The 17,976-nt window shown below is 44.8% G+C and carries 19 protein-coding genes; 5 read left to right on the top strand and 14 right to left on the bottom strand.

Annotation, left to right across the window (positions count from 1 at the left end):
• Positions 1 to 199 precede the first annotated feature (199 nt).
• Positions 200 to 826, top strand: coding sequence for a TetR/AcrR family transcriptional regulator (locus tag L3V23_RS09360; RefSeq protein WP_102965124.1), 627 nt, complete (start codon positions 200 to 202; stop codon positions 824 to 826).
• A gap of 76 nt (positions 827 to 902) precedes the next feature.
• On the opposite strand, the gene L3V23_RS09365 is transcribed toward L3V23_RS09360, so the two are convergent.
• The gene (locus L3V23_RS09365) at positions 903 to 2,105 is read right to left on the bottom strand and encodes an MFS transporter (RefSeq protein ID WP_102965123.1); all 1,203 of its coding nucleotides are present in this window, start codon (positions 2,103 to 2,105) and stop codon (positions 903 to 905) included.
• Positions 2,106 to 2,221: 116 nt separating this feature from the next.
• On the opposite strand from L3V23_RS09365, the gene soxR reads away from it, so the two are divergent.
• A complete protein-coding gene (gene soxR, locus L3V23_RS09370; RefSeq protein ID WP_042479403.1) occupies positions 2,222 to 2,689 on the top strand; it encodes a redox-sensitive transcriptional activator SoxR in 468 nt (155 codons plus the stop codon).
• A 4-nt stretch (positions 2,690 to 2,693) separates the two neighbouring features.
• Here soxR and L3V23_RS09375 read toward each other — a convergent pair whose 3' ends face one another.
• The 4 genes from L3V23_RS09375 to L3V23_RS09390 form a co-directional block, all read right to left on the bottom strand.
• On the bottom strand, positions 2,694 to 3,599 hold the full coding sequence (locus L3V23_RS09375) for a hypothetical protein (RefSeq protein WP_102965122.1): 906 nt from the start codon (positions 3,597 to 3,599) through the stop codon (positions 2,694 to 2,696).
• Positions 3,600 to 3,704: 105 nt separating this feature from the next.
• The gene (locus L3V23_RS09380) at positions 3,705 to 5,129 is read right to left on the bottom strand and encodes an MATE family efflux transporter (RefSeq protein ID WP_102965121.1); all 1,425 of its coding nucleotides are present in this window, start codon (positions 5,127 to 5,129) and stop codon (positions 3,705 to 3,707) included.
• A gap of 290 nt (positions 5,130 to 5,419) precedes the next feature.
• A complete protein-coding gene (locus L3V23_RS09385) occupies positions 5,420 to 5,569 on the bottom strand; it encodes a hypothetical protein (RefSeq protein WP_167828585.1) in 150 nt (49 codons plus the stop codon).
• A 397-nt stretch (positions 5,570 to 5,966) separates the two neighbouring features.
• On the bottom strand, positions 5,967 to 6,179 hold the full coding sequence (locus L3V23_RS09390) for a cold-shock protein (protein WP_042479407.1): 213 nt from the start codon (positions 6,177 to 6,179) through the stop codon (positions 5,967 to 5,969).
• 426 nt (positions 6,180 to 6,605) lie between these two features.
• Between L3V23_RS09390 and L3V23_RS09395 the strand changes: the two genes are divergently transcribed.
• Complete coding sequence (locus tag L3V23_RS09395; protein ID WP_102965120.1) at positions 6,606 to 7,763, top strand: iron-containing alcohol dehydrogenase; 1,158 nt, start codon at positions 6,606 to 6,608, stop codon at positions 7,761 to 7,763.
• 121 nt (positions 7,764 to 7,884) lie between these two features.
• Here L3V23_RS09395 and murP read toward each other — a convergent pair whose 3' ends face one another.
• Complete coding sequence (gene murP / locus L3V23_RS09400; protein WP_102962344.1) at positions 7,885 to 9,330, bottom strand: PTS N-acetylmuramic acid transporter subunit IIBC; 1,446 nt, start codon at positions 9,328 to 9,330, stop codon at positions 7,885 to 7,887.
• A 27-nt stretch (positions 9,331 to 9,357) separates the two neighbouring features.
• Positions 9,358 to 10,260, bottom strand: a complete 903-nt coding sequence (gene murQ, locus L3V23_RS09405; protein ID WP_102965119.1) for an N-acetylmuramic acid 6-phosphate etherase — start codon at positions 10,258 to 10,260, stop codon at positions 9,358 to 9,360.
• A gap of 238 nt (positions 10,261 to 10,498) precedes the next feature.
• Here murQ and L3V23_RS09410 point away from each other — a divergent pair, with 238 nt between their 5' ends.
• Positions 10,499 to 11,347, top strand: a complete 849-nt coding sequence (locus L3V23_RS09410; protein WP_102965118.1) for an SIS domain-containing protein — start codon at positions 10,499 to 10,501, stop codon at positions 11,345 to 11,347.
• A 3-nt stretch (positions 11,348 to 11,350) separates the two neighbouring features.
• Here L3V23_RS09410 and cyaB read toward each other — a convergent pair whose 3' ends face one another.
• Together cyaB and L3V23_RS09420 are read right to left on the bottom strand one after the other, a co-directional pair.
• Positions 11,351 to 11,914 (bottom strand): class IV adenylate cyclase, encoded by a 564-nt coding sequence (gene cyaB / locus L3V23_RS09415; RefSeq protein WP_102965117.1) that lies wholly within the window; start codon positions 11,912 to 11,914, stop codon positions 11,351 to 11,353.
• A 72-nt stretch (positions 11,915 to 11,986) separates the two neighbouring features.
• On the bottom strand, positions 11,987 to 12,898 hold the full coding sequence (locus tag L3V23_RS09420) for a LysR family transcriptional regulator (RefSeq protein ID WP_180980244.1): 912 nt from the start codon (positions 12,896 to 12,898) through the stop codon (positions 11,987 to 11,989).
• Between the two features lie 98 nt (positions 12,899 to 12,996).
• On the opposite strand from L3V23_RS09420, the gene L3V23_RS09425 reads away from it, so the two are divergent.
• Complete coding sequence (locus L3V23_RS09425; RefSeq protein WP_102965116.1) at positions 12,997 to 13,905, top strand: EamA family transporter; 909 nt, start codon at positions 12,997 to 12,999, stop codon at positions 13,903 to 13,905.
• 21 nt (positions 13,906 to 13,926) lie between these two features.
• On the opposite strand, the gene L3V23_RS09430 is transcribed toward L3V23_RS09425, so the two are convergent.
• The 5 genes from L3V23_RS09430 to L3V23_RS09450 form a co-directional block, all read right to left on the bottom strand.
• Positions 13,927 to 14,433 (bottom strand): GNAT family N-acetyltransferase, encoded by a 507-nt coding sequence (locus tag L3V23_RS09430; RefSeq protein ID WP_102965115.1) that lies wholly within the window; start codon positions 14,431 to 14,433, stop codon positions 13,927 to 13,929.
• Between the two features lie 74 nt (positions 14,434 to 14,507).
• Positions 14,508 to 15,611: a molybdenum ABC transporter ATP-binding protein gene (gene modC / locus L3V23_RS09435; RefSeq protein WP_102965114.1), complete on the bottom strand. Its 1,104-nt coding sequence runs from the start codon at positions 15,609 to 15,611 to the stop codon at positions 14,508 to 14,510.
• The gene (gene modB / locus L3V23_RS09440) at positions 15,612 to 16,289 is read right to left on the bottom strand and encodes a molybdate ABC transporter permease subunit (protein ID WP_102965113.1); all 678 of its coding nucleotides are present in this window, start codon (positions 16,287 to 16,289) and stop codon (positions 15,612 to 15,614) included.
• Positions 16,290 to 16,325: 36 nt separating this feature from the next.
• Positions 16,326 to 17,090: a molybdate ABC transporter substrate-binding protein gene (gene modA, locus L3V23_RS09445; RefSeq protein WP_102965112.1), complete on the bottom strand. Its 765-nt coding sequence runs from the start codon at positions 17,088 to 17,090 to the stop codon at positions 16,326 to 16,328.
• A 34-nt stretch (positions 17,091 to 17,124) separates the two neighbouring features.
• On the bottom strand, positions 17,125 to 17,970 hold the full coding sequence (locus tag L3V23_RS09450) for a peptidylprolyl isomerase (protein ID WP_102965111.1): 846 nt from the start codon (positions 17,968 to 17,970) through the stop codon (positions 17,125 to 17,127).
• Between the last annotated feature and the right edge of the window lie 6 nt (positions 17,971 to 17,976).

Raw genomic sequence — 17,976 nt, forward strand, 5'->3', positions numbered from 1 at the left:
ATCAATTTAAAATCATGAAGTTAACGAACACCCATAACTAAACAGAAGAATTCAATTATCCATTAGTGACTTAGCTCAACATCGATCATCGGCACAGATCAACACATGACTACCCTTTTTTAACAACACCTGTTACTTTAATGAAAAATTACAAACTAGCCTGTGTGGCAAAACCTAAGCAACGAGTGGACACCTTTAGATGAGCAAAAGTGATCAAGAACCCAACAATGCCATTGCGAAACAAAAAAGAGGCCGCCCTGTTGGTGACCATGATTCAAAACGAAATGAACTTGTTAATGCAGTGATTGAGCTACTGTCTGAGGAAGGATGCCAAGGTATCTCTTTTCGCAAAGTAGCCGCCAAAGTAGGTTGTACAACTGGCGCTGTGACCTACTACTTTGAAAATAAAGAAGCGATGCTGATTGCTGCTACTGATTATTTATTTGGTCAATTTGAACTCATTTTGGCAGGAGAAAATGGGGATGTGAAAATTGTATTAGATAACTGGCTTAATTGGTCTCTCAGTGAAAGTTCAGAGGTTGCTCCAATCGTCGCTGAGTTGTTCGTTTATGCAAGACAAGACCCTAATTACGCCCAGCACCTGCAAAAGTGGTATGTAAGAATGAGAAGCTCATTAACCGCAACTTTAGAGCAAGGACAAGCTCGTGGCGAAATTAGAACCGATATTGATGCTGCATTTCTCGCAGATCAGTTGAGTGCCCTCGTCGATGGATGGATGATCATATCGCCGATAGAACAGCAACGTTATGATCCCCAACAGACCAAAGCATTTTTTGATATAACCTTAAAACTACTCGCTCCATAAAATAATTGAATGAGTAGTATGGTGTTGTTCATAGCATCATTAATGCTAAGCCGGAAAATAAAAGCCATCGCAAAAATTAAACCGTACTCACTTTAAGTTCGAATGCTTTGCTCAGGCGTAACATTAACAATACAGCTATCGCCATAACCATTGAAGCAAGAAAGAAACCTAACTGAGTAATACCAAAATGACTCAAAAACGCAATCGCAACGTAGCTGATGCTTTGTGCTAGGGTCGCAAACATTTGCAAGCCACCATCCGCTCGGCCACGTTGGTGAATACTGATACTGTGATGCATCCAGTTTGTCCGAGCGATACGATTTAAAGCGTTAAACGTGCCAAAGAAAAAGGTGAATATCAGTAATACTAGCGGTGTCGGTGACATGCTCATTCCAAAAAGCATGAGCGCAGCCAGACCCATTGCGCCAATCATAATTCCCTGATGAGAACCCAGCCCTAACAGTCTGCCAACCATCAAACCCGTGATTAACGATCCCATGCCAAACGCGATGTTATACCCAGCAAACCAGTCGCCAGAGATACCCGTTTCAGCAAACCAGATCGGCACAAGCTTAGTCAGGAAGGTCAGAATGGGGTAACTCAACACAGAGAGCATTAAAAAGGCGTAAAAATGGGGTCTTTGAGTAAAAATGTCTCGGCTCTCTTTCATTTGTCCAACAAACGACTCAGAACTAGACTGTCGCAATTGTCGGCGATAAGGCGTCAATATGTAGCTAATACTCGCGATAGCAGATGCTATTGCCGCGAATGCTGAAAACTCCAGCATTCCCCACATTTCGAGTAACACAACGCCCAATGCACCAGAGCCTAACGTCGTACCCTGCATAATCACTTCCTGTTTACCGGAAATGACCGCATATTCATGCTGATGGAAGTTCTCCTGAGTAAACGCATTATTGGTTGCCCACGCTAGATTACTGGACGCCCAAAACACCAATTGCGCAGCCGCCAGTAGCCAATGTGACTCATATCCAGCCCCATAAAACACCGCAACAAACGCAGCCGTCCCTGCTTGCACAAACTGTACGAATACCAGTAGCTGCTTTCTCGAATGTCGGTCAATCAAGGTGGAAAAAATCGGTGTTAGGAAAAACGAAATTGCCGTACATGCTAACGCCACTATCGCGACGAATGCCCCCATGTTGGGAGTTGACAGCATTGCCCAAGGTAACGCCATCATAAACAGCCCTGACGACACGCCATCAAAGAAGCGCCCTGTTAGATAAGCGTTGGCACGCGTTTTTTCTGTTGCTTCCATATTTCTATTCCATCTGCTATTAATTTGCAGTCAGGTTAATACCTCAAGTTAACTTTAGGTAAAGCGTTATTTGCCTATAATTTAGATAAATAGCGAGAGCAAATGGAGAGTTAGATATGGAGATGACTGTCGGTGAAGTGGCTAAACGATCTGGAGTGAATGTCTCCACTCTGCACTTCTACGAACAAAAAGGGCTGATCTTCAGTTGGCGTAATCAAGGCAACCAACGCCGCTATCATAGAAATGTTCTGCGAAGAATTGCCGTAATTAAAGCGGCGCAGATGGTCGGCCTGACGTTAGAAGAGATCTCTGCCTCGTTGGCAGATTTACCGAAGCATCAGGCACCCAGCCGTCAACAGTGGGAGCAAATGGCTTCGAGTTGGAGTGCTATGCTCGAACACCGTATTCAACAGTTACAAGCATTGAAAAACGATCTTGGTGGCTGCATTGGTTGCGGTTGTTTGTCGATGGAGTCGTGCGCCATTTACAACCCACAGGACATTCGAGCAGAAATCTTTGAGGACAAAACTCGCCTGACCAATCCTGAAGAGTGGTCTGGTGAAGTAGAGAGACCAAACTGTTAGCGATTTATTCATCAAGGGGTGGATGATTGTTCATCCATTCTTCAATGGTTAAATAGGTCTTGCCGCCACTTTCAACAAATGGGCTGGTCTTATCGCCGTTGACCAAAGCATCGTCGGCGACGTTTGCCATCGTGAACCATTTGGGTTCTGTTGTGAGATAGACAAATCGGCTGCTACCCGCTCCAGGAAGATAATTTGCATCCGCAAAATCCCCTTTAGAAACAGAGCTGGTCGACGTTGGATAATAATCGACACCAATACTCATCAGCAGTTCGGCATCCGCATCTGCACTATCAAGCCAAGCTTGCGTACGTACAAATACACCAAGAACATTATTCCCATCGAAAGCGACTTTACTGCTTCCACCATGCAAGATATCCGGATGCTGAAACTCGTAGTAGCCAGAACTGTCATCAGGTAACGCACTGCCCTGCCAAGTCACAATATCGGAGTCGTAATACGAAGCCCATGTGGTTGGCGTGACTGCTAATTTTTCCCAAGAAGCATGGTTTACATCGCTGCCTTTGAGCAGCCAAACTTCGAAATCGCTGTAGTAGACCTTTACGTTGTGATCGATGTTGTTTACTGATTCAAATACAGTGAACCAGCCAGTGAGAGCATTCCATGAGTCAGATGTTTTCAGGCTGCCATCAAGTACAGAATCTGCCCACCATGCGGGTGCAGCATCTCCTCTAGGTAGCCCTTGTGTAATATGTCCCGTTTTCGACCAACTGGCATCTGCAGAAGCGTTTAACAAGGTAGCTTGGTTCGCTTTAGTCATGCTATCCACAACATCCGTTGCAAAAGTGGAAGTTGTCGTGGAAGTATTCATATCAGGAGAGCCTAGCTCTTCGCCACCACAGGCTGAAAGCAACAGTGATAAGGCCAGAGATGAGATAATTTTTTGCATGAGAAAGCAGTAACTTATAGGTGAGGAAATACACCGCTAGATTACCACTAATAAAACAGTAAACTCTAATGTACGTAGGCTGATTAAGCCAATACTGACAAACAATTAAGCTCTTCTTTCACCGACTTCGATCAGTGCTTCTTCAGATGTTGCCAACGTTTCAATATCGTCTTGTTCAATAATACGGGTTTTCTTCCAGCTTCCACGCGCATACCAAGCCACAGCGACCAGCGCGACAAGTATGTTAGTGACAGCAAAAGACCACCAAATGCCCTTTTCAGCTAGGTAGGTATGTTTAGAAAGAATATACGCCAGAGGGAACTGGAATACCCACTGAGTGAGTAAAGACAGGATCATACTGTTGGTCATATTTCCCGAAGCACGAAACGCCGACATGATCGAAAGCTGAACACCAATGAAGCCCCAAGATAAACACATCACTTTGAGGAACTCGGCACCTTGTTCAACCACTAGTGGATTGTCGGGAATGAAAAATCTCACCACGTTTGGTGCTAATAAATACGCAAACACACCGAAAACCGTCAACATGGCAAAGCTCCAAACTGAGCCAATAACGGTAATTTTCGCTGCACGATCAACACGGTTTGCACCTAAATTTTGTCCAACAAGAGTAGAGACCGCCATCGCTAATCCCATCGCAGGGATCGTGATCAACTGAAGGATATTCGAACCCACTCCATACGAGGCTATCGTTACAGTCCCGAAACTCGCTACTAAGAATGACATAGTAATCAGCCCCAGAGCCCGTGCTGAAAGCTCTACCGAACCCGGAGCACCTAAAAAGAAAGCGCGTTTGATGTAGGTCCAGTCAGGCGATAAATCTCGCCATGTTAAGTGAATGCCGTGTTTGCCTTTGGAAAGAATATAAAAACCAGTGAGAGCAGCAAGAGCTTGAGTGACAAGCGTTGCCAGTGCAGCGCCGGATACACCTAAGCCATCGAACTTACCGATACCAAAAATAAACAATGGGTCTAGCACGAAGTTAAGCAGCACCGTACCAAGCACGATATAAAGCGGTACTTTGACTTGCCCAATGCCTCGCATCAACGCTTGAAACATGTTGTAGACAAAGACAAAAATCACACTAACAAATGAGATGCGCATAAAGCTGAGAGCATTGGTGTATACCGCTTCTTCAACACCCAATAACTTCAAGAAGTAAGGTGAAAGCAAATAGCCAAGAAAGCCCAAGACAACGGAGGTGATAAACACCATCAACATGGTTTGCCCCGCAACATGATTTACCTTGTCGTACTGCCTTGCTCCCATGTATTGAGCGGTTAGAGTCGCGCCAGCCATTGCAAGCCCGGCACCTAAAGCAATCACAAGGAAAGTTACTGGCATACTCACTGAAACGGCAGCCACTTCGTTAGCGCCCAAACGACCAACCCAGAAAGCATCCGTCAGTTGATATGCTGACTGTAAAAGTTGACCGAAAACAATGGGAATGGCGAGTGACAAAAGCGCTTTATTGATAGGACCTTCAATCAACTGTTGTGTTTTTGCCATGCTAATGCCTCTACTTCAATCTATTTCTTCAATTCATGTCACGTTTATCATAGCTCGACATTTAGACAAAAAAGACAGATTAACGAAAAGAATGAAAACTTTTTAGTAATGCTAGGAATTGAAAATTAAGGGGATTTGGTACTAGATAGGTCAAAATTGAAATCCGGAGACTGAAAATCAATTTTTAAGGAATCGCGATGGCATTCAAACTAAAAGCATATAAATGTTTTAGCAATAGAATTCCATCCAACTTACGCGGCAAATTTAAGAAGTAGTAATAATGTGCAAATTTAAAGATTGAACAATTTTTCTTGTTCTCTTTCTAACAAAATATCTTCAATTTTTCTTCTTGTATCATTTAACGATGGTTTTTTATCAACAATTGATTCTTCTTGAATTTTTTTCTTAGTTTTCGTCTTAGTTTGTTTGCTTTTTTTCATGCTTCTTCTTGCTCATCAATAATTAGTGAACTAAAAAAGTTCCTAATTGGTGCCCTTGGCTAGAAAATATTTCACCTTCATTTGTTGTTTCACAAAATGAAAAGTGAAGATCATCTTCGAATGTTTGGAGCTTAATTAAAGTGTGTCTCTTTAACACATCGCTATTGAGCTGATGAATCTTGGCAGACCACTGTACATTTTCTTGGTGCAAGTGAAAATCTATTTTAAACAAACGGATATGCATCCTTAGCGGATTTCTTATCGCGCTTGCTATGGTACCAGTAAAGCTGGCGACTTGTTCTTCTAGTCATAAAATACTTCAGATAGTGGAATAAAAATAGGAAGGGATCTTTGGGAAAGAAATAGGAGGTGATGGCGACACCTCCTACTTTAAAACTTATAGTGGTGATACGTTAGCAGCTTGAGGGCCTTTGTTGCCTTTCTCAATTACGAAGCTAACTTTTTGACCTTCGTTTAACGTTTTAAAGCCTTCAGCAGCGATAGCGTTAAAGTGAACAAATACATCAGCGCCGCCGTTATCAGGAGTGATAAAGCCAAAGCCTTTAGTTTCGTTGAACCACTTTACAGAACCAGTTGTTTGGTTAGACATATATATACCTCGATAAAATTAATTAAAAGTCGTAAACAAAAACTACTTTATGGAATATGAAGAAAAGTTATCGCAGGAATATGACGAGAAAATCGCAAGAGAACTGAGAAGAGACTTGTACTTAATGTTTCATTAATAGCTCATGCTTAAGAGCTGCAGCTACTATACACCTTGTGTGCTAAATAAACAGCGTTATTTTCATATATTTCAAATATATTTACTTCATCAAACAGATCTTCTCCTTCATTATTACTCCCCAGCCCATGCTGCTACTCAATTCTTTCGTATATCGACGCCATAAAAATTAAGCATAAATGACTGACAAAAACACCCAATAAACTGGCTCAATGAGTATAATCAGGTACTCAGAGATTTTGTCGAACAGGCAAATAGCTTCAATTACCACGTTCAAAGAGCTCAAAGAAGATGAATAATTTTACTTACTTCAACCCCACTAAAGTCCACTTTGGTAAAGGTCAAATTGCGACTCTAAAGCAAGAAATTGCACCGAACAGCCGAATCCTTATGACCTACGGTGGCGGCAGCATTAAGAAAAACGGTGTTTACGACCAAGTCATCGATGCGCTTAAAGATTGCACCGTATTTGAATTCAGCGGTATTGAGCCAAACCCACATTATGAGACGCTGACTAAAGCGATTGAACTGGCTAAACAAGAGAAGGTAGACCTGATCCTTGCTGTGGGTGGCGGTTCAGTGATTGACGGTAGCAAGCTTATTGCTGCAGGCGCTTGTTATGAAGGTGACTACTGGGACATCATTACGACCGGTGGTAACTGCGTGAAGAAAGCACTGCCATTGGGCTGCGTACTGACGCTTCCGGCGACGGGCTCAGAGATGAATCGCAACGGTGTGGTAACGCGTGCAGCGACTCAGGATAAGCTCTCTTTCGGCTCGGATTTGGTTCGCCCTGCGTTCTCAATTCTAGATCCAGAAACCACTTATTCTCTCCCAGCTCGCCAGATCGCTAATGGTGCGGTAGACAGTTTTGTTCACATCATGGAACAGTACATGACCTACCCTGTAAACGCGAAAGTCTCTGACCGTTTTGCTGAAAGCTTACTGCTGAATATTCTAGAAGATGGGCCGACTGCACTAGAAAAGCCAAACGACTATGAAGTGCGTGCGAACCTAATGTGGACGGCGACAATGGCTCTGAACGGCACATTGAAAAATGGCGTTCCGTCAGACTGGGCTACTCACGCTATTGGCCATGAACTCACTGCACTATTCGGTTTAGATCACGCGCAAACACTGGCAGTTGTAATGCCCTCACTGTGGCGTTACAAAAAGGAACAAAAGAAAGGCAAACTACTTCAGTACGCAAACCGAGTTCTAAATATCACTTCCGGTAATGAAGACGAGCAAATAGAACTTGCGATTCAAAAGACGGAAGAGTTCTTCGTACTAATGGGCAACCCAACCACGCTTTCTGCTTACGGGTTGGATGAATCAGCCATTCCAGCGGTGAAGCAAAAGCTTATCGAACACGGCATGCTAGCGCTCGGTGAACACGGCGACATTACTCCCGATGACGTGGTAGAGATCCTCAAGCTCGCACTGTAATACCTTCAACCTTCTTCGGGTTTAATAGAAAGAAGCGGCATAAGCCGCTTTTTTACTGCATAAAAAAGCGCCTTTGATTTCTCAAAGGCGCCGCTATTTCATTCCTATAGGGGTGAATGAATCAGCTTAAATCGATGTCTTTGCTACCGAAGAAGTAAGTGCTCAGGAAGCCGACAATGTAAGAGATTACCAAACCAGTGACGAACACCATCATGCCGGTGAAAATGCCGTGGTGAGAGGTCATCAGAGGAATCGCGACAATGCCCGATGGTCCAAACACCGTATTCAAGCCCACTGGTAATCCTAGGTAAGAGACCAAACCAATAAAGAAGCCGCCAGCTGCACCACCAATACACGCTGTCACGAATGGTTTCACGCGAGGCAGTGTCACACCGTAAATCAACGGTTCGCCGATACCCAAGATACCCGGGATAATCGCACCTTTAATCTGAGTACGCAGTACCGCTTCTTTCTTAGCTTTCACATAAAGAGCCAGTGCCGCACCAACCTGACCGCCACCAGCCATAGCTAGAATCGGGAACAGAGAGTTAAAACCCTGAGCTTCCATCAGCGCGAAGTAGACAGGAACAAAGCCTTGGTGAATACCAAACACAACTGATATCAGAAACAGACCCGCCAAGATTGCAGCGCCAAGTGGGTTGTCATTCAGATTCAGGAATAACCAAGACATGCCTTTAAATAGCTCACCACCAATTGGCATGATCACCACATAAGTCACTACACCCATGATAAGCAGAGTCACCACTGAAGTTAGGATCATATCCAAATCATCAGGCATATAACGACGAACTCTGCGTTCAACCTGAGCACCAACAATTGCAGCCAGCAGAACACCGATGATGTTGCCGCGCGGGTCGATGGTGTAACCGAAGAACTCACTCATTCCCGAATAAATGCCAGAAGTCGCTTCTGGGTTGTAGCCCAACACAAACAATGAAGCGAGAATCGCACCGTTGACGCCTGAACCACCAAAAGCTTGCTGAGCGTTGTAACCAATCAGAATACTTAGGAAAGCAAACAGACCTTTACCAAACACCTTCATGTAGGCAATCAAGTCGACCATAAACTGGCTAGGCTCTTGCCCAATAACAAAGATTTGCTCTAGCAAAGTCGCGAAGCCAAGCAGCAGACCAGCTGCGATAAAACCAGGGATCAGTGGAGTAAAAATAGTCGCAAATTTGCTTAGAAAACGTTGCACTGAACTGGTTTGTTTACTTTTAACTTGTTTCTTCTGCTCTGCGGCAATCGAAGATAAGTCTTGATGTGCTGGCGCTTCACCGCCAGCGGTTAAACTGTCAATCAGCTGATTCATCAAATCAGCCGCTTGTTGTGCTTTCCCAGGGCCAAGGATGATTTGGAACTGCTCATCACTTTCTACTACGCCAAGCACGCCCGGAATTTGTTTAATCGCAGCTTGCTCAGCAACCGCATTGTTTGCCAGAGTCAAACGAAGACGAGTCATGCAGTTGCCGCATTTGCTGACATTACTGCTACCACCCACCGCAGAGAGGATCTGCGATATCATTGTTTCGGTAATCTTTGCCATAAAAGAGTCCTTAATTAGCAGAGAAGATTATTTATCGTTAAGTGCAGCGCGAATAAAACCCTTGTGCTGCTGAAGTTTGGCGGCTGCCTTTTCGGCATCCAGCCCTGCAAGAATCATTAGAATGGCGGTTTTACAGTGACGGCCACATTCGTTGAGTGCTTGTTCCGCTTCTTCACTCGATGCGCCTGTCGCTTCCACCACAATGTTGGTTTGGCGTTGAATCAGTTTGGCGTTGGTTGCTTCAACATCCACCATCAGGTTGCCAAACACTTTACCGCTGCGAATCATCGCGCCTGTTGTCAGCATGTTCAGCACCAGCTTTTGCGCTGTACCCGCTTTCATGCGTGACGAACCTGTCACCACTTCCGCACCAACGATAGGAAGAATCGCAATTTGCGCCGCGTCTGCCATTGCGCACACAGGATTACACGCCACAGATACCGTGGTTGCCCCAACTTGTGTCGCGTACTCTAAGCCACCCAATACATAAGGCGTACGGCCACTTGCGGCGATACCTACTACCACATCTTTGTTGGTTAAGTTCAAAGTTTTTAAATCACTTTGTGCCAAATCTCGGTTGTCTTCTGCGTTTTCTACTGCTTTTAGAATCGCTTGATGACCACCAGCTATCAGACCGACAACCATATCCGGAGATGTGCCGTAAGTCGGAGGACATTCACTCGCATCCAAAATACCCAAGCGCCCTGAAGTGCCCGCGCCCATGTAGATCAGTCTGCCGCCTTGGGCAAATGCTGCTGTAATCGCATCGACAGCTTGAGCAATCTGCGGAAGTACCGCTTCTACTGCCAGAGCAACTTTTTGGTCTTCTTGGTTGATCACTTTCAGCATTTCTGTGGTTGAAAGGGTATCAATCTCAGCGCTTGCTGGATTACGGCTTTCAGTGGTCAATCGACTTAAATCAATTTTCATTCGGTATTACTCACTAGGTTTATCTGAGGGCGATTCTATGGAATAAAATATTCCTTTAAGGTGACAAAAATCACAATTGAGGTTATTCTTTAGCCTCTAAAACTGTGGAATAATTGCTGTCAAAACAATGGATAACCGTTATTGAAATAGAAAATATTTACACAAAAACATAGAGATATAATCAATCAACATTATTTCTGACTTGGAATAATTTATTCAAAATAATTGAGTTTATGTTATGTCCGTAAGCAATAAAATCATCGCGAAACGCAGTCAACTTTCTCAAAGTGGTCGTCTGGTGGCTGACTGGATTGTTGAAAATGCCGAAAAAGCTGCATATATGACGAGCCAAGAAGTGGCTCAAGAAGCACAGGTGAGCCAATCAACGATCGTTAAGTTCACTCAGCGCTTAGGTTTCAAAGGATACAGTGAGTTTAAGCTTGCACTATCTGAAGACATTGGTCGTAAGCAGGCAATTGCTTCGACACCGCTGCACAGTGGGATATTTGCCGATGACCCTCTTGCGGTCATTGCACAAAAGCTGATCAAAGCCAAAACCGATGCCATGATTCAGACCACCAATGCACTCTCTTTTGATGCCTGTAATCAAGCTGCGCAATGGCTTAGTGATGCTCGTACCGTACAAATTGTCGGAATTGGTGGCTCTGCCCTGACAGCGAAAGATCTCGGTTACAAACTCTTAAAGTTGGGCATCACAGCCTTAACCGAACAAGACAGCCATGTGCAGATTGCAGTTGCTCGAACCCTGACTGAAAAAGATGTGCAGATAGCCATCTCCTTTTCTGGAGAGCGCAAAGAAATTCTGGTTGCAGCAGAAGCGGCCAAAGAACAAGGCGCAAAAGTAATTGCACTGAGCTCACCCAATAAAAGTAAGCTCAGACACATCGCGGATATCACATTCGATACGATAGCCGATGAAGTGGAAAACCGTAGCTCGGCTATTGCATCTAGAAGTGCGCAGAACGTGATTACCGATCTTCTGTTCATCTATCTGGTTCAGCTTCGAGATGAAAGTGCCCGACAGATGATCAGTGATATTTCTTCTGATATTCGTCAGATTCTTTGATCGCTATGTCGAAGGGTTTGCAGACTTAGCCACAAACATTTGTTTGTAAGATTTGAACTCTAGGTCACTTTCAGTAAGCCCAAACTGACTCGCTAAGTTCAGCAGTTCAACGCGGTAAGTTTCGAGTTTACTTTCATCATCCGTCATGATGGCAAATTCTACGAAGTCGCCAATACCGTCCAGTGAATCCACAGTAATATGAAAATTGCCCACAAAGTAAATGCTGCGCGTTTTCATCGCCTGCAAGCTGACGCGATATCCCAGATTCTGCAGCATGCTCTTCGCGTTGTCGGCATCGGTAATATTGGTCGCTTCACATCGGTCTGCTTCAGGGCCTTTGACTATCCATAACTTGATACCTGAAGGCTCCATAGTACGGATGCATAAGCTTTTGTTCTGCGCTTGGAGCGCATTGTCAGGCGTATCGAAATACCAGTCTCGCTCAGCGTTGTCTTCTAGCATAGTTTCATGAGGAAGCCCCTTGAGAACTTCGAGAAACAATGCTTTCGACGAGATTCTGAACTTCAGTTCAACTTCGTATTTACCTTTAAAGTGTTCACTACTCATTAGAAATACATCTCCGAACAAAAAAACATACTAGCACTTGAGCCTCAACGATAAAGCACAGAACTATCTTTTTTAACTACTTAGGCGACTCTGAAGGAAATCTACCAACACTTTTAACTGGTTTGGAATGAATCGGGACTGCGGGTATTGAGCCACGATTTGTCCCTGATAACGACTGAGTATTTCCCACTCAGGGAACAGTTCTACTACCGCCCCAGACTGAACTAGTTTAGCGATTGAGAACTGAGGAAATATCGAAATACCCATCCCCCGAAGTACTGCATCTTTGCGAATATGGGTGTGGTTCACCGCCAGTCGCCCATCGACCGATACGCTGCGAATCGTCTGGTCTTTGCGGAACTCCCACTTGCGGTCAAATGTAGACTCTCCCAAACGAATGCATTGATGGTTTGCCAACTCTTCAGGCTCAGTTGGGTAACCATGCTCATTTAAATATTCATGACTTGCACATAAAACCAATCGGTTTGTCCCTAGTACTTTAGCGACCAAACCTTCTACAGGCTTTTCTGTAATGTGGATGATCATATCCACTTCATATCCTACCGGATCGATAAAATGGTCTTCGACAACAAAGTGCACCGTTACCTTCGGGTATTGCTGGAGAAAATCCAGAATGATGGGTGACAGAACTTGGCTGGAAAAGGCTCTTGGAGCGGCAATTCGAATCTCTCCAGATACTTCATCCTGTGAGGAATAAGCAGCATCCGTCGCCAAGCGCGCAGATTTGAGCATATCAACACACAAACTGTATATCTGCTCTCCTGAAGTACTTAAACGCATATTGCGAGTCGTGCGCTCAAGCAGCTTTTTGTTGAGCGAATTTTCCAATTTGGCAATCGAACGACTCACCGAAGAAGGAGCAACCCCCAGCCTATCTGCCGCTTTTGAAAAACTGCCCTCTTCAATCACCACCACAAATATCGCCATTTCCGGCAATAAGGTAATGAGCTTATTCGTGTCCATAACGCAAAAATCCTTTGCATATCGTCATATTGTTCCGAATAACGTACTAGTGGATAGTGATTGAGTCAATTTCGAACTGTTTTAGAAGGAAGGAAACCATGTCTAGCTTAGCCATTAAAACGAGAACATCGTTTGTTACCATGCCAGAGCTTTTGCTGCTGATGGTTGCGATTGTTTGGGGCACCAGTTACGGACTAACCAAAACAGCGATTGCCTATACCAGCATCTCAATGTTTATTGCTATCCGATTCGGGCTGACGGGTTTTCTGCTGCTTCCATTAGCTTTAAAAGATTTTAAGCAAGGCAAAAACAGGGACTGGAAAGTGGCACTACCAACAGGTGTTATCTTGGCGCTGATTTTCTTTTTCGAAGTGTACGGCGTTTCGCAAACGACCGCGTCGAATGCTGCCTTTCTTATCAGTTTAAATGTGATATTTACGGCCTTAGTCGATAGCCTGCTCAGCAAAAACAAACCGAGCCAAAGCCTGATGTTGCTATCGGTGATCAGTACTGTTGGTGTGCTGCTTCTGACATACCATCAAGATTTGGGTATTTCACTTAACAGTGGCGATCTCTGCATTCTCACTGCCGCCGCTTTGAGGGCCTTAATGGTGACCATGACCAAGAAACTTACTGACAATAAGGAGATAACCAACACCACATTAACCTGCATACAAGCTTTCGCAGTGGCGGTAAGTGCTTATTTAGTTGGAAGCTTGATAGCGCAAGAGCCGTTGTATCAATTCCCTACGGATAGAGAATTCTGGCTTGTGACTGCATTTTTGGTTCTGTTTTGTACTTTGTTTGCGTTCTACGCACAAAACTATGCGGTGAGGAAGATTTCACCGACCAAAACCTCACTACTGATGGGCAGTGAACCACTGTTCGGCGCGCTGTTCTCGATGATGTGGCTAAACGAAACACTGTCAAACATTCAGTGGATAGGCGCAGCTATTTTGCTGTTCTCGGTATTGGCAGCATCCGTCAACAAACCCAATAAGGTTTAAAACTTAGAGCTGTCTGTTTCGCTATACACTTTGGGACATTCTAATCAGATCCCAGTTTTTCCCTTTAAAAAAGCGCAAGCCACTGATCGTTTCATAAGGCTTAAAGCCAAGCTTCTCATAGCAAGAGATAGCAGACTGATTGTGAGCGAAAACCGCTAAAGAGAGTGATTGCGGCCCCTCTGCCATTTTGGCTTTGGCAATAGCCAACTCAAGCATTGTGGTCGCATAACCTTTCCCTCGGCATGTCGGGTGAATAAAAACTCGACATAGCCTTTGTTCGCAATCCGACACTTTAAATAACTCAATAAACCCCACCATCTCGCCATTCACTACAAATAAAAACGGTGATGGCGCTTGTTTTCCATAGTGCGTATCAAGTTGCTCAACCGTTAGCGGGTATTCGAACTGAGGTCCTCCCCAAAGGTAATTCAGCTCGTCTGAATCAATCCATTCCATCAGTAACGGATAGTGCTGGGACTCAAATTCAATCAGTTGGGCGTTTAGGTCGCATTGCTGTTCTGTTTCCATTTTGCATTCTTACTCAATGTTCCATATGAACCCTACACTATTGGAGTTCTAACAAAATGCAAGTTGAACTGACATCAAGACAGCGCGACCGATTTCACCAACGCCCATACTTTTAAGCCTTGGGTGAGGTTAAGTTCGTGTAGCGATTTAAGGGTAATTTTGGATAGCAGGCGCTGTTGATTTTCCAGCTCTAACACCACCAGCGCCTGTCCATCTTCAGCAAGAGTGGTCTGAATATCGATAATGGTTGCACGAAAGCGGTTTAGCACAGTGGAGAACTTAGGCTCTTCAAGAGAAAGCCCTACGTCAGATGCCAGAATGCGGCAGCGATAAGTGACACCCTGCTCTGCAATGTAGCCTACCGCCCATATGGTTAAGCCGTCACAACCCAGTTCAGTCATCCGATTTTCATACATCGCAACCACTTTGGTATCAAACACACTGCCAATTTCATCGCCGAACAGTGCATCGAATTTAGGGTCAGACATAATGCTGTAGGCACTGCCACTCGCCAGTATCGAACCCTTATCAAACAACACAATGTGATCAGCGAGTCGTGCCAGTTCTTGCATCGAATGAGTTACATAAAGAATGGGTAAATCCAGCTCGCTGTGTAGACGTTCAAGATAAGGTAGAAACTCCTGCTTTCGCGCTTGATCCAGAGCGGATAGTGGTTCATCCATCAACAGTAACTTGGGGCTTGTCAAAAGAGCTCGCCCTATCGCAACGCGCTGCTTTTCCCCACCAGAAAGCTGAGCCGGATAGCGATTTAGCAGCGGAGTGATACCCAGAAGTTGTGTCACTTCATCAAAACTGACGTGCCGCTTATTGGCCGAAATACGTTTTGCACCAAACTGCAAGTTCGCTTCCACCGTTAGATGGGGAAACAGGCCCGGCTCTTGAAACACATAGCCTAAATCGCGCTTATAAGTAGGCACAAATTGTTGGCTATCACTGCACTGCCACACATCTCCCGCAACAGATACTTTGCCCTGCTCCAGTTTTTCTAACCCGGCAATGGCTCTGAGGCAGGTGGTCTTGCCGCATCCTGAATGACCAAAGAAAACGGTAATACCCTGCGCTGGTAGAGTCAGGTTGGCGTCTAGGCTGAAATCCGCATAACGAATATTTAACTCTGCAGTAATGTGCGACCTAGACCTAGAGACGGGCATAGACATCTACCCTAGCCTTTGTTGATGTTTTTGGTTTAACCAATGAATCAGCAACAAAGCGACAAATGAAAATGCCACTAGCCCGCCAGACAAGATATGCGCATTAAGATATTCCAACGCTTCGACATTGTTATAGATTTCAACCGACATAACCCGAGTCTGCCCCGGAATATTCCCGCCTATCATTAACACCACGCCAAACTCGCCGAGGGTATGACAAAATCCCATGATGGCAGCGGAAAAGACACCAGGCCAAGCCAAGGGCAAGGTGACATTGAAAAAAGTGTCAATTGGAGAAGCACGAAGTGTCGCGGCCACTTCCATAGGTCTGCGACCGATCGCCATAAACGAGTTTTTAAGCGGCTGAATAACAAAAGGAAACGAATGTAAGGTACAGGCGATGGCAATGCCTGTGAACGTAAAGGGCAGTTGGGCAACGCCAAGTTGATTTAAAGTTCTACCAACCCACCCAACCGGTCCCAGCAACAAGAGCAGATAAAAACCTAGAACCGTTGGTGGCAAAACTAATGGCAACATCAACACAGCTTCCACCACACCTTTCACGCGCGAAGTCGAATGGCAGAGCCACCAAGCGATCGGGACACCAAGCAGTAGCAGTGTCACCATAACCACAAAGGCTAGTTTGAGTGTGGTTGTTATCACCACCGTATCGACGACTAACATAGCGCTTTGCCTCTGCCTTCAGTGCCGCTTAATTCACTACTGCAAGTAGCCAAAGCTAGAGACAATTTTCTGTGCGCGCTCACTTGAGTAGTATTCCAGAAAAGCATTGATTGCTGCTTTATCAACACCGATTTTAAGTGTCACCGCTGCCTGTTCAATGGGCTCGTAATCCGATACTGGAACCTCCCAGAATGAACCGCCAATGTGCTGACCGTTTTTAAACACTTGAGATTTCGCCACCATCCCTAATTGCGCGTTGCCTGTGGAAAGGAACTGAAAGGTAGGATTCAAGCCTTTGCCCATCACGATTTTCGGCGTCATGCTCTCCCATAAACCCATTTTGGTTAGCGCTTGTTGAGCCGCCAAGCCATAAGGTGCAAGCTTAGGGTCGGCGATCGCGAAGTGGTTATAATCACCCAACAACATATGCTCTTTCACGTCATAGTTAGCTTGTTTCGACCAGAGCACCAATACGCCTCTCGCATAAACAAACGGCTCGAAACCTAATCCTTGATTGACTAACTTTTCTGGGCGGACAGTGTCGGCTGCAAGAAACAGATCAAACGGCGCGCCATTGACGATTTGGGCATACAACTGTCCCGTAGAACCTGTGCTGACACTCAGTTGAAAACCAGACACTTTGGCAAAGTCATCCACCAGCATTTGAATTGGAGCATAAAAATTATTGGCAACCGCTAAAGTGCCATCTTCAGCCTGAACAGAAAAAGAGCCCAAAATCAGGCCAACCAAACCAAATGCATGCAAAATAAAACGCAGCAAAAAACGATGAAATCCTTTCATTTATTTATCCTTACCTAACATCAACAACACGGGTTCAACGACACAATGATGCAGAGTGCAATAACTGGCTAATCCACTGCTTTTGCAAAAATTGGCGCGCACGTTGCTCATGCTTTCTTTGCAAAAACGGATAAGCCTCTTCAAACGTAGCGGTTCTAGCGCCCTTATGTTGATGCACTCGCACCAGATGAAAACCGAGCTCGGTCTCAATCACCTCACTCACTTCGCCGTTGTTCAAATCCAATAGACTTGCAGCAATTTGTGGGTAGAGTTTGGTCTCTTCGCACCAGCCTAAATAGCCGTTAGACATGGCACTCGGGCATTCCGAATACTTCAATGCCAGCGTGCCAAATGCTGTGTACTCACACTGCTTTTTTACATCATGGATACGACGCCAAGCTTCATCGCGATGATTTTCTGAAAACTCGTCGTTAACCGTGATAAGGATTTGGCTCATTTCCCAAACATTACTGCGAGAAAACTCCTGTAGGTGAGTGTTGAAGTATTCCATAGCCGTCGCTAGTTCAAGCTCTGGAATGTCTTGAGAAATAAGCTCCATGACTTTTTCACACTTCAATTCTTCGCTTAAAACCTGCTTAAGCTGACCTTCCGTCAAATGCTGCCCCTGCATTGCGGCTTTGAATTCGTTGTAGGATTGATACCCTTCTGCCAACTTGTCAAAAGCGGTTTGGATATCTTGTGCCGATACAGTAACGAAATTTGCTTCACTGCTACCCAAGATGGCTTTTTGTACCCGAAACAGACGTTCAACCTGTTCATCCACTTTGACCCTTTGCATACTTGAAAGCCATTCAGGGTTAAGTTTGTACATATCGGTGGCGATTTTAGCGGTTAAATAATTGCGTTGATAAGCTTCCATGCTTTC

It is taken from the genome of Vibrio sp. A1-b2, from assembly GCF_021726015.1.
GTDB classification, from domain to species: Bacteria; Pseudomonadota; Gammaproteobacteria; order Enterobacterales; family Vibrionaceae; genus Vibrio; species Vibrio diazotrophicus.

Coding starts and splice junctions, on each gene's coding strand:
- L3V23_RS09360 (WP_102965124.1), top strand. CDS start 200: ATGAGCAAAAGTGATCAAGAACCCAACAATGCCATTGCGAAACAAAAA.
- L3V23_RS09365 (WP_102965123.1), bottom strand. CDS start 2,105: ATGGAAGCAACAGAAAAAACGCGTGCCAACGCTTATCTAACAGGGCGC.
- soxR (WP_042479403.1), top strand. CDS start 2,222: ATGGAGATGACTGTCGGTGAAGTGGCTAAACGATCTGGAGTGAATGTC.
- L3V23_RS09375 (WP_102965122.1), bottom strand. CDS start 3,599: ATGCAAAAAATTATCTCATCTCTGGCCTTATCACTGTTGCTTTCAGCC.
- L3V23_RS09380 (WP_102965121.1), bottom strand. CDS start 5,129: ATGGCAAAAACACAACAGTTGATTGAAGGTCCTATCAATAAAGCGCTT.
- L3V23_RS09385 (WP_167828585.1), bottom strand. CDS start 5,569: ATGAAAAAAAGCAAACAAACTAAGACGAAAACTAAGAAAAAAATTCAA.
- L3V23_RS09390 (WP_042479407.1), bottom strand. CDS start 6,179: ATGTCTAACCAAACAACTGGTTCTGTAAAGTGGTTCAACGAAACTAAA.
- L3V23_RS09395 (WP_102965120.1), top strand. CDS start 6,606: ATGAATAATTTTACTTACTTCAACCCCACTAAAGTCCACTTTGGTAAA.
- murP (WP_102962344.1), bottom strand. CDS start 9,330: ATGGCAAAGATTACCGAAACAATGATATCGCAGATCCTCTCTGCGGTG.
- murQ (WP_102965119.1), bottom strand. CDS start 10,260: ATGAAAATTGATTTAAGTCGATTGACCACTGAAAGCCGTAATCCAGCA.
- L3V23_RS09410 (WP_102965118.1), top strand. CDS start 10,499: ATGTCCGTAAGCAATAAAATCATCGCGAAACGCAGTCAACTTTCTCAA.
- cyaB (WP_102965117.1), bottom strand. CDS start 11,914: ATGAGTAGTGAACACTTTAAAGGTAAATACGAAGTTGAACTGAAGTTC.
- L3V23_RS09420 (WP_180980244.1), bottom strand. CDS start 12,898: ATGGACACGAATAAGCTCATTACCTTATTGCCGGAAATGGCGATATTT.
- L3V23_RS09425 (WP_102965116.1), top strand. CDS start 12,997: ATGTCTAGCTTAGCCATTAAAACGAGAACATCGTTTGTTACCATGCCA.
- L3V23_RS09430 (WP_102965115.1), bottom strand. CDS start 14,433: ATGGAAACAGAACAGCAATGCGACCTAAACGCCCAACTGATTGAATTT.
- modC (WP_102965114.1), bottom strand. CDS start 15,611: ATGTCTATGCCCGTCTCTAGGTCTAGGTCGCACATTACTGCAGAGTTA.
- modB (WP_102965113.1), bottom strand. CDS start 16,289: ATGTTAGTCGTCGATACGGTGGTGATAACAACCACACTCAAACTAGCC.
- modA (WP_102965112.1), bottom strand. CDS start 17,090: ATGAAAGGATTTCATCGTTTTTTGCTGCGTTTTATTTTGCATGCATTT.
- L3V23_RS09450 (WP_102965111.1), bottom strand. CDS start 17,970: ATGGAAGCTTATCAACGCAATTATTTAACCGCTAAAATCGCCACCGAT.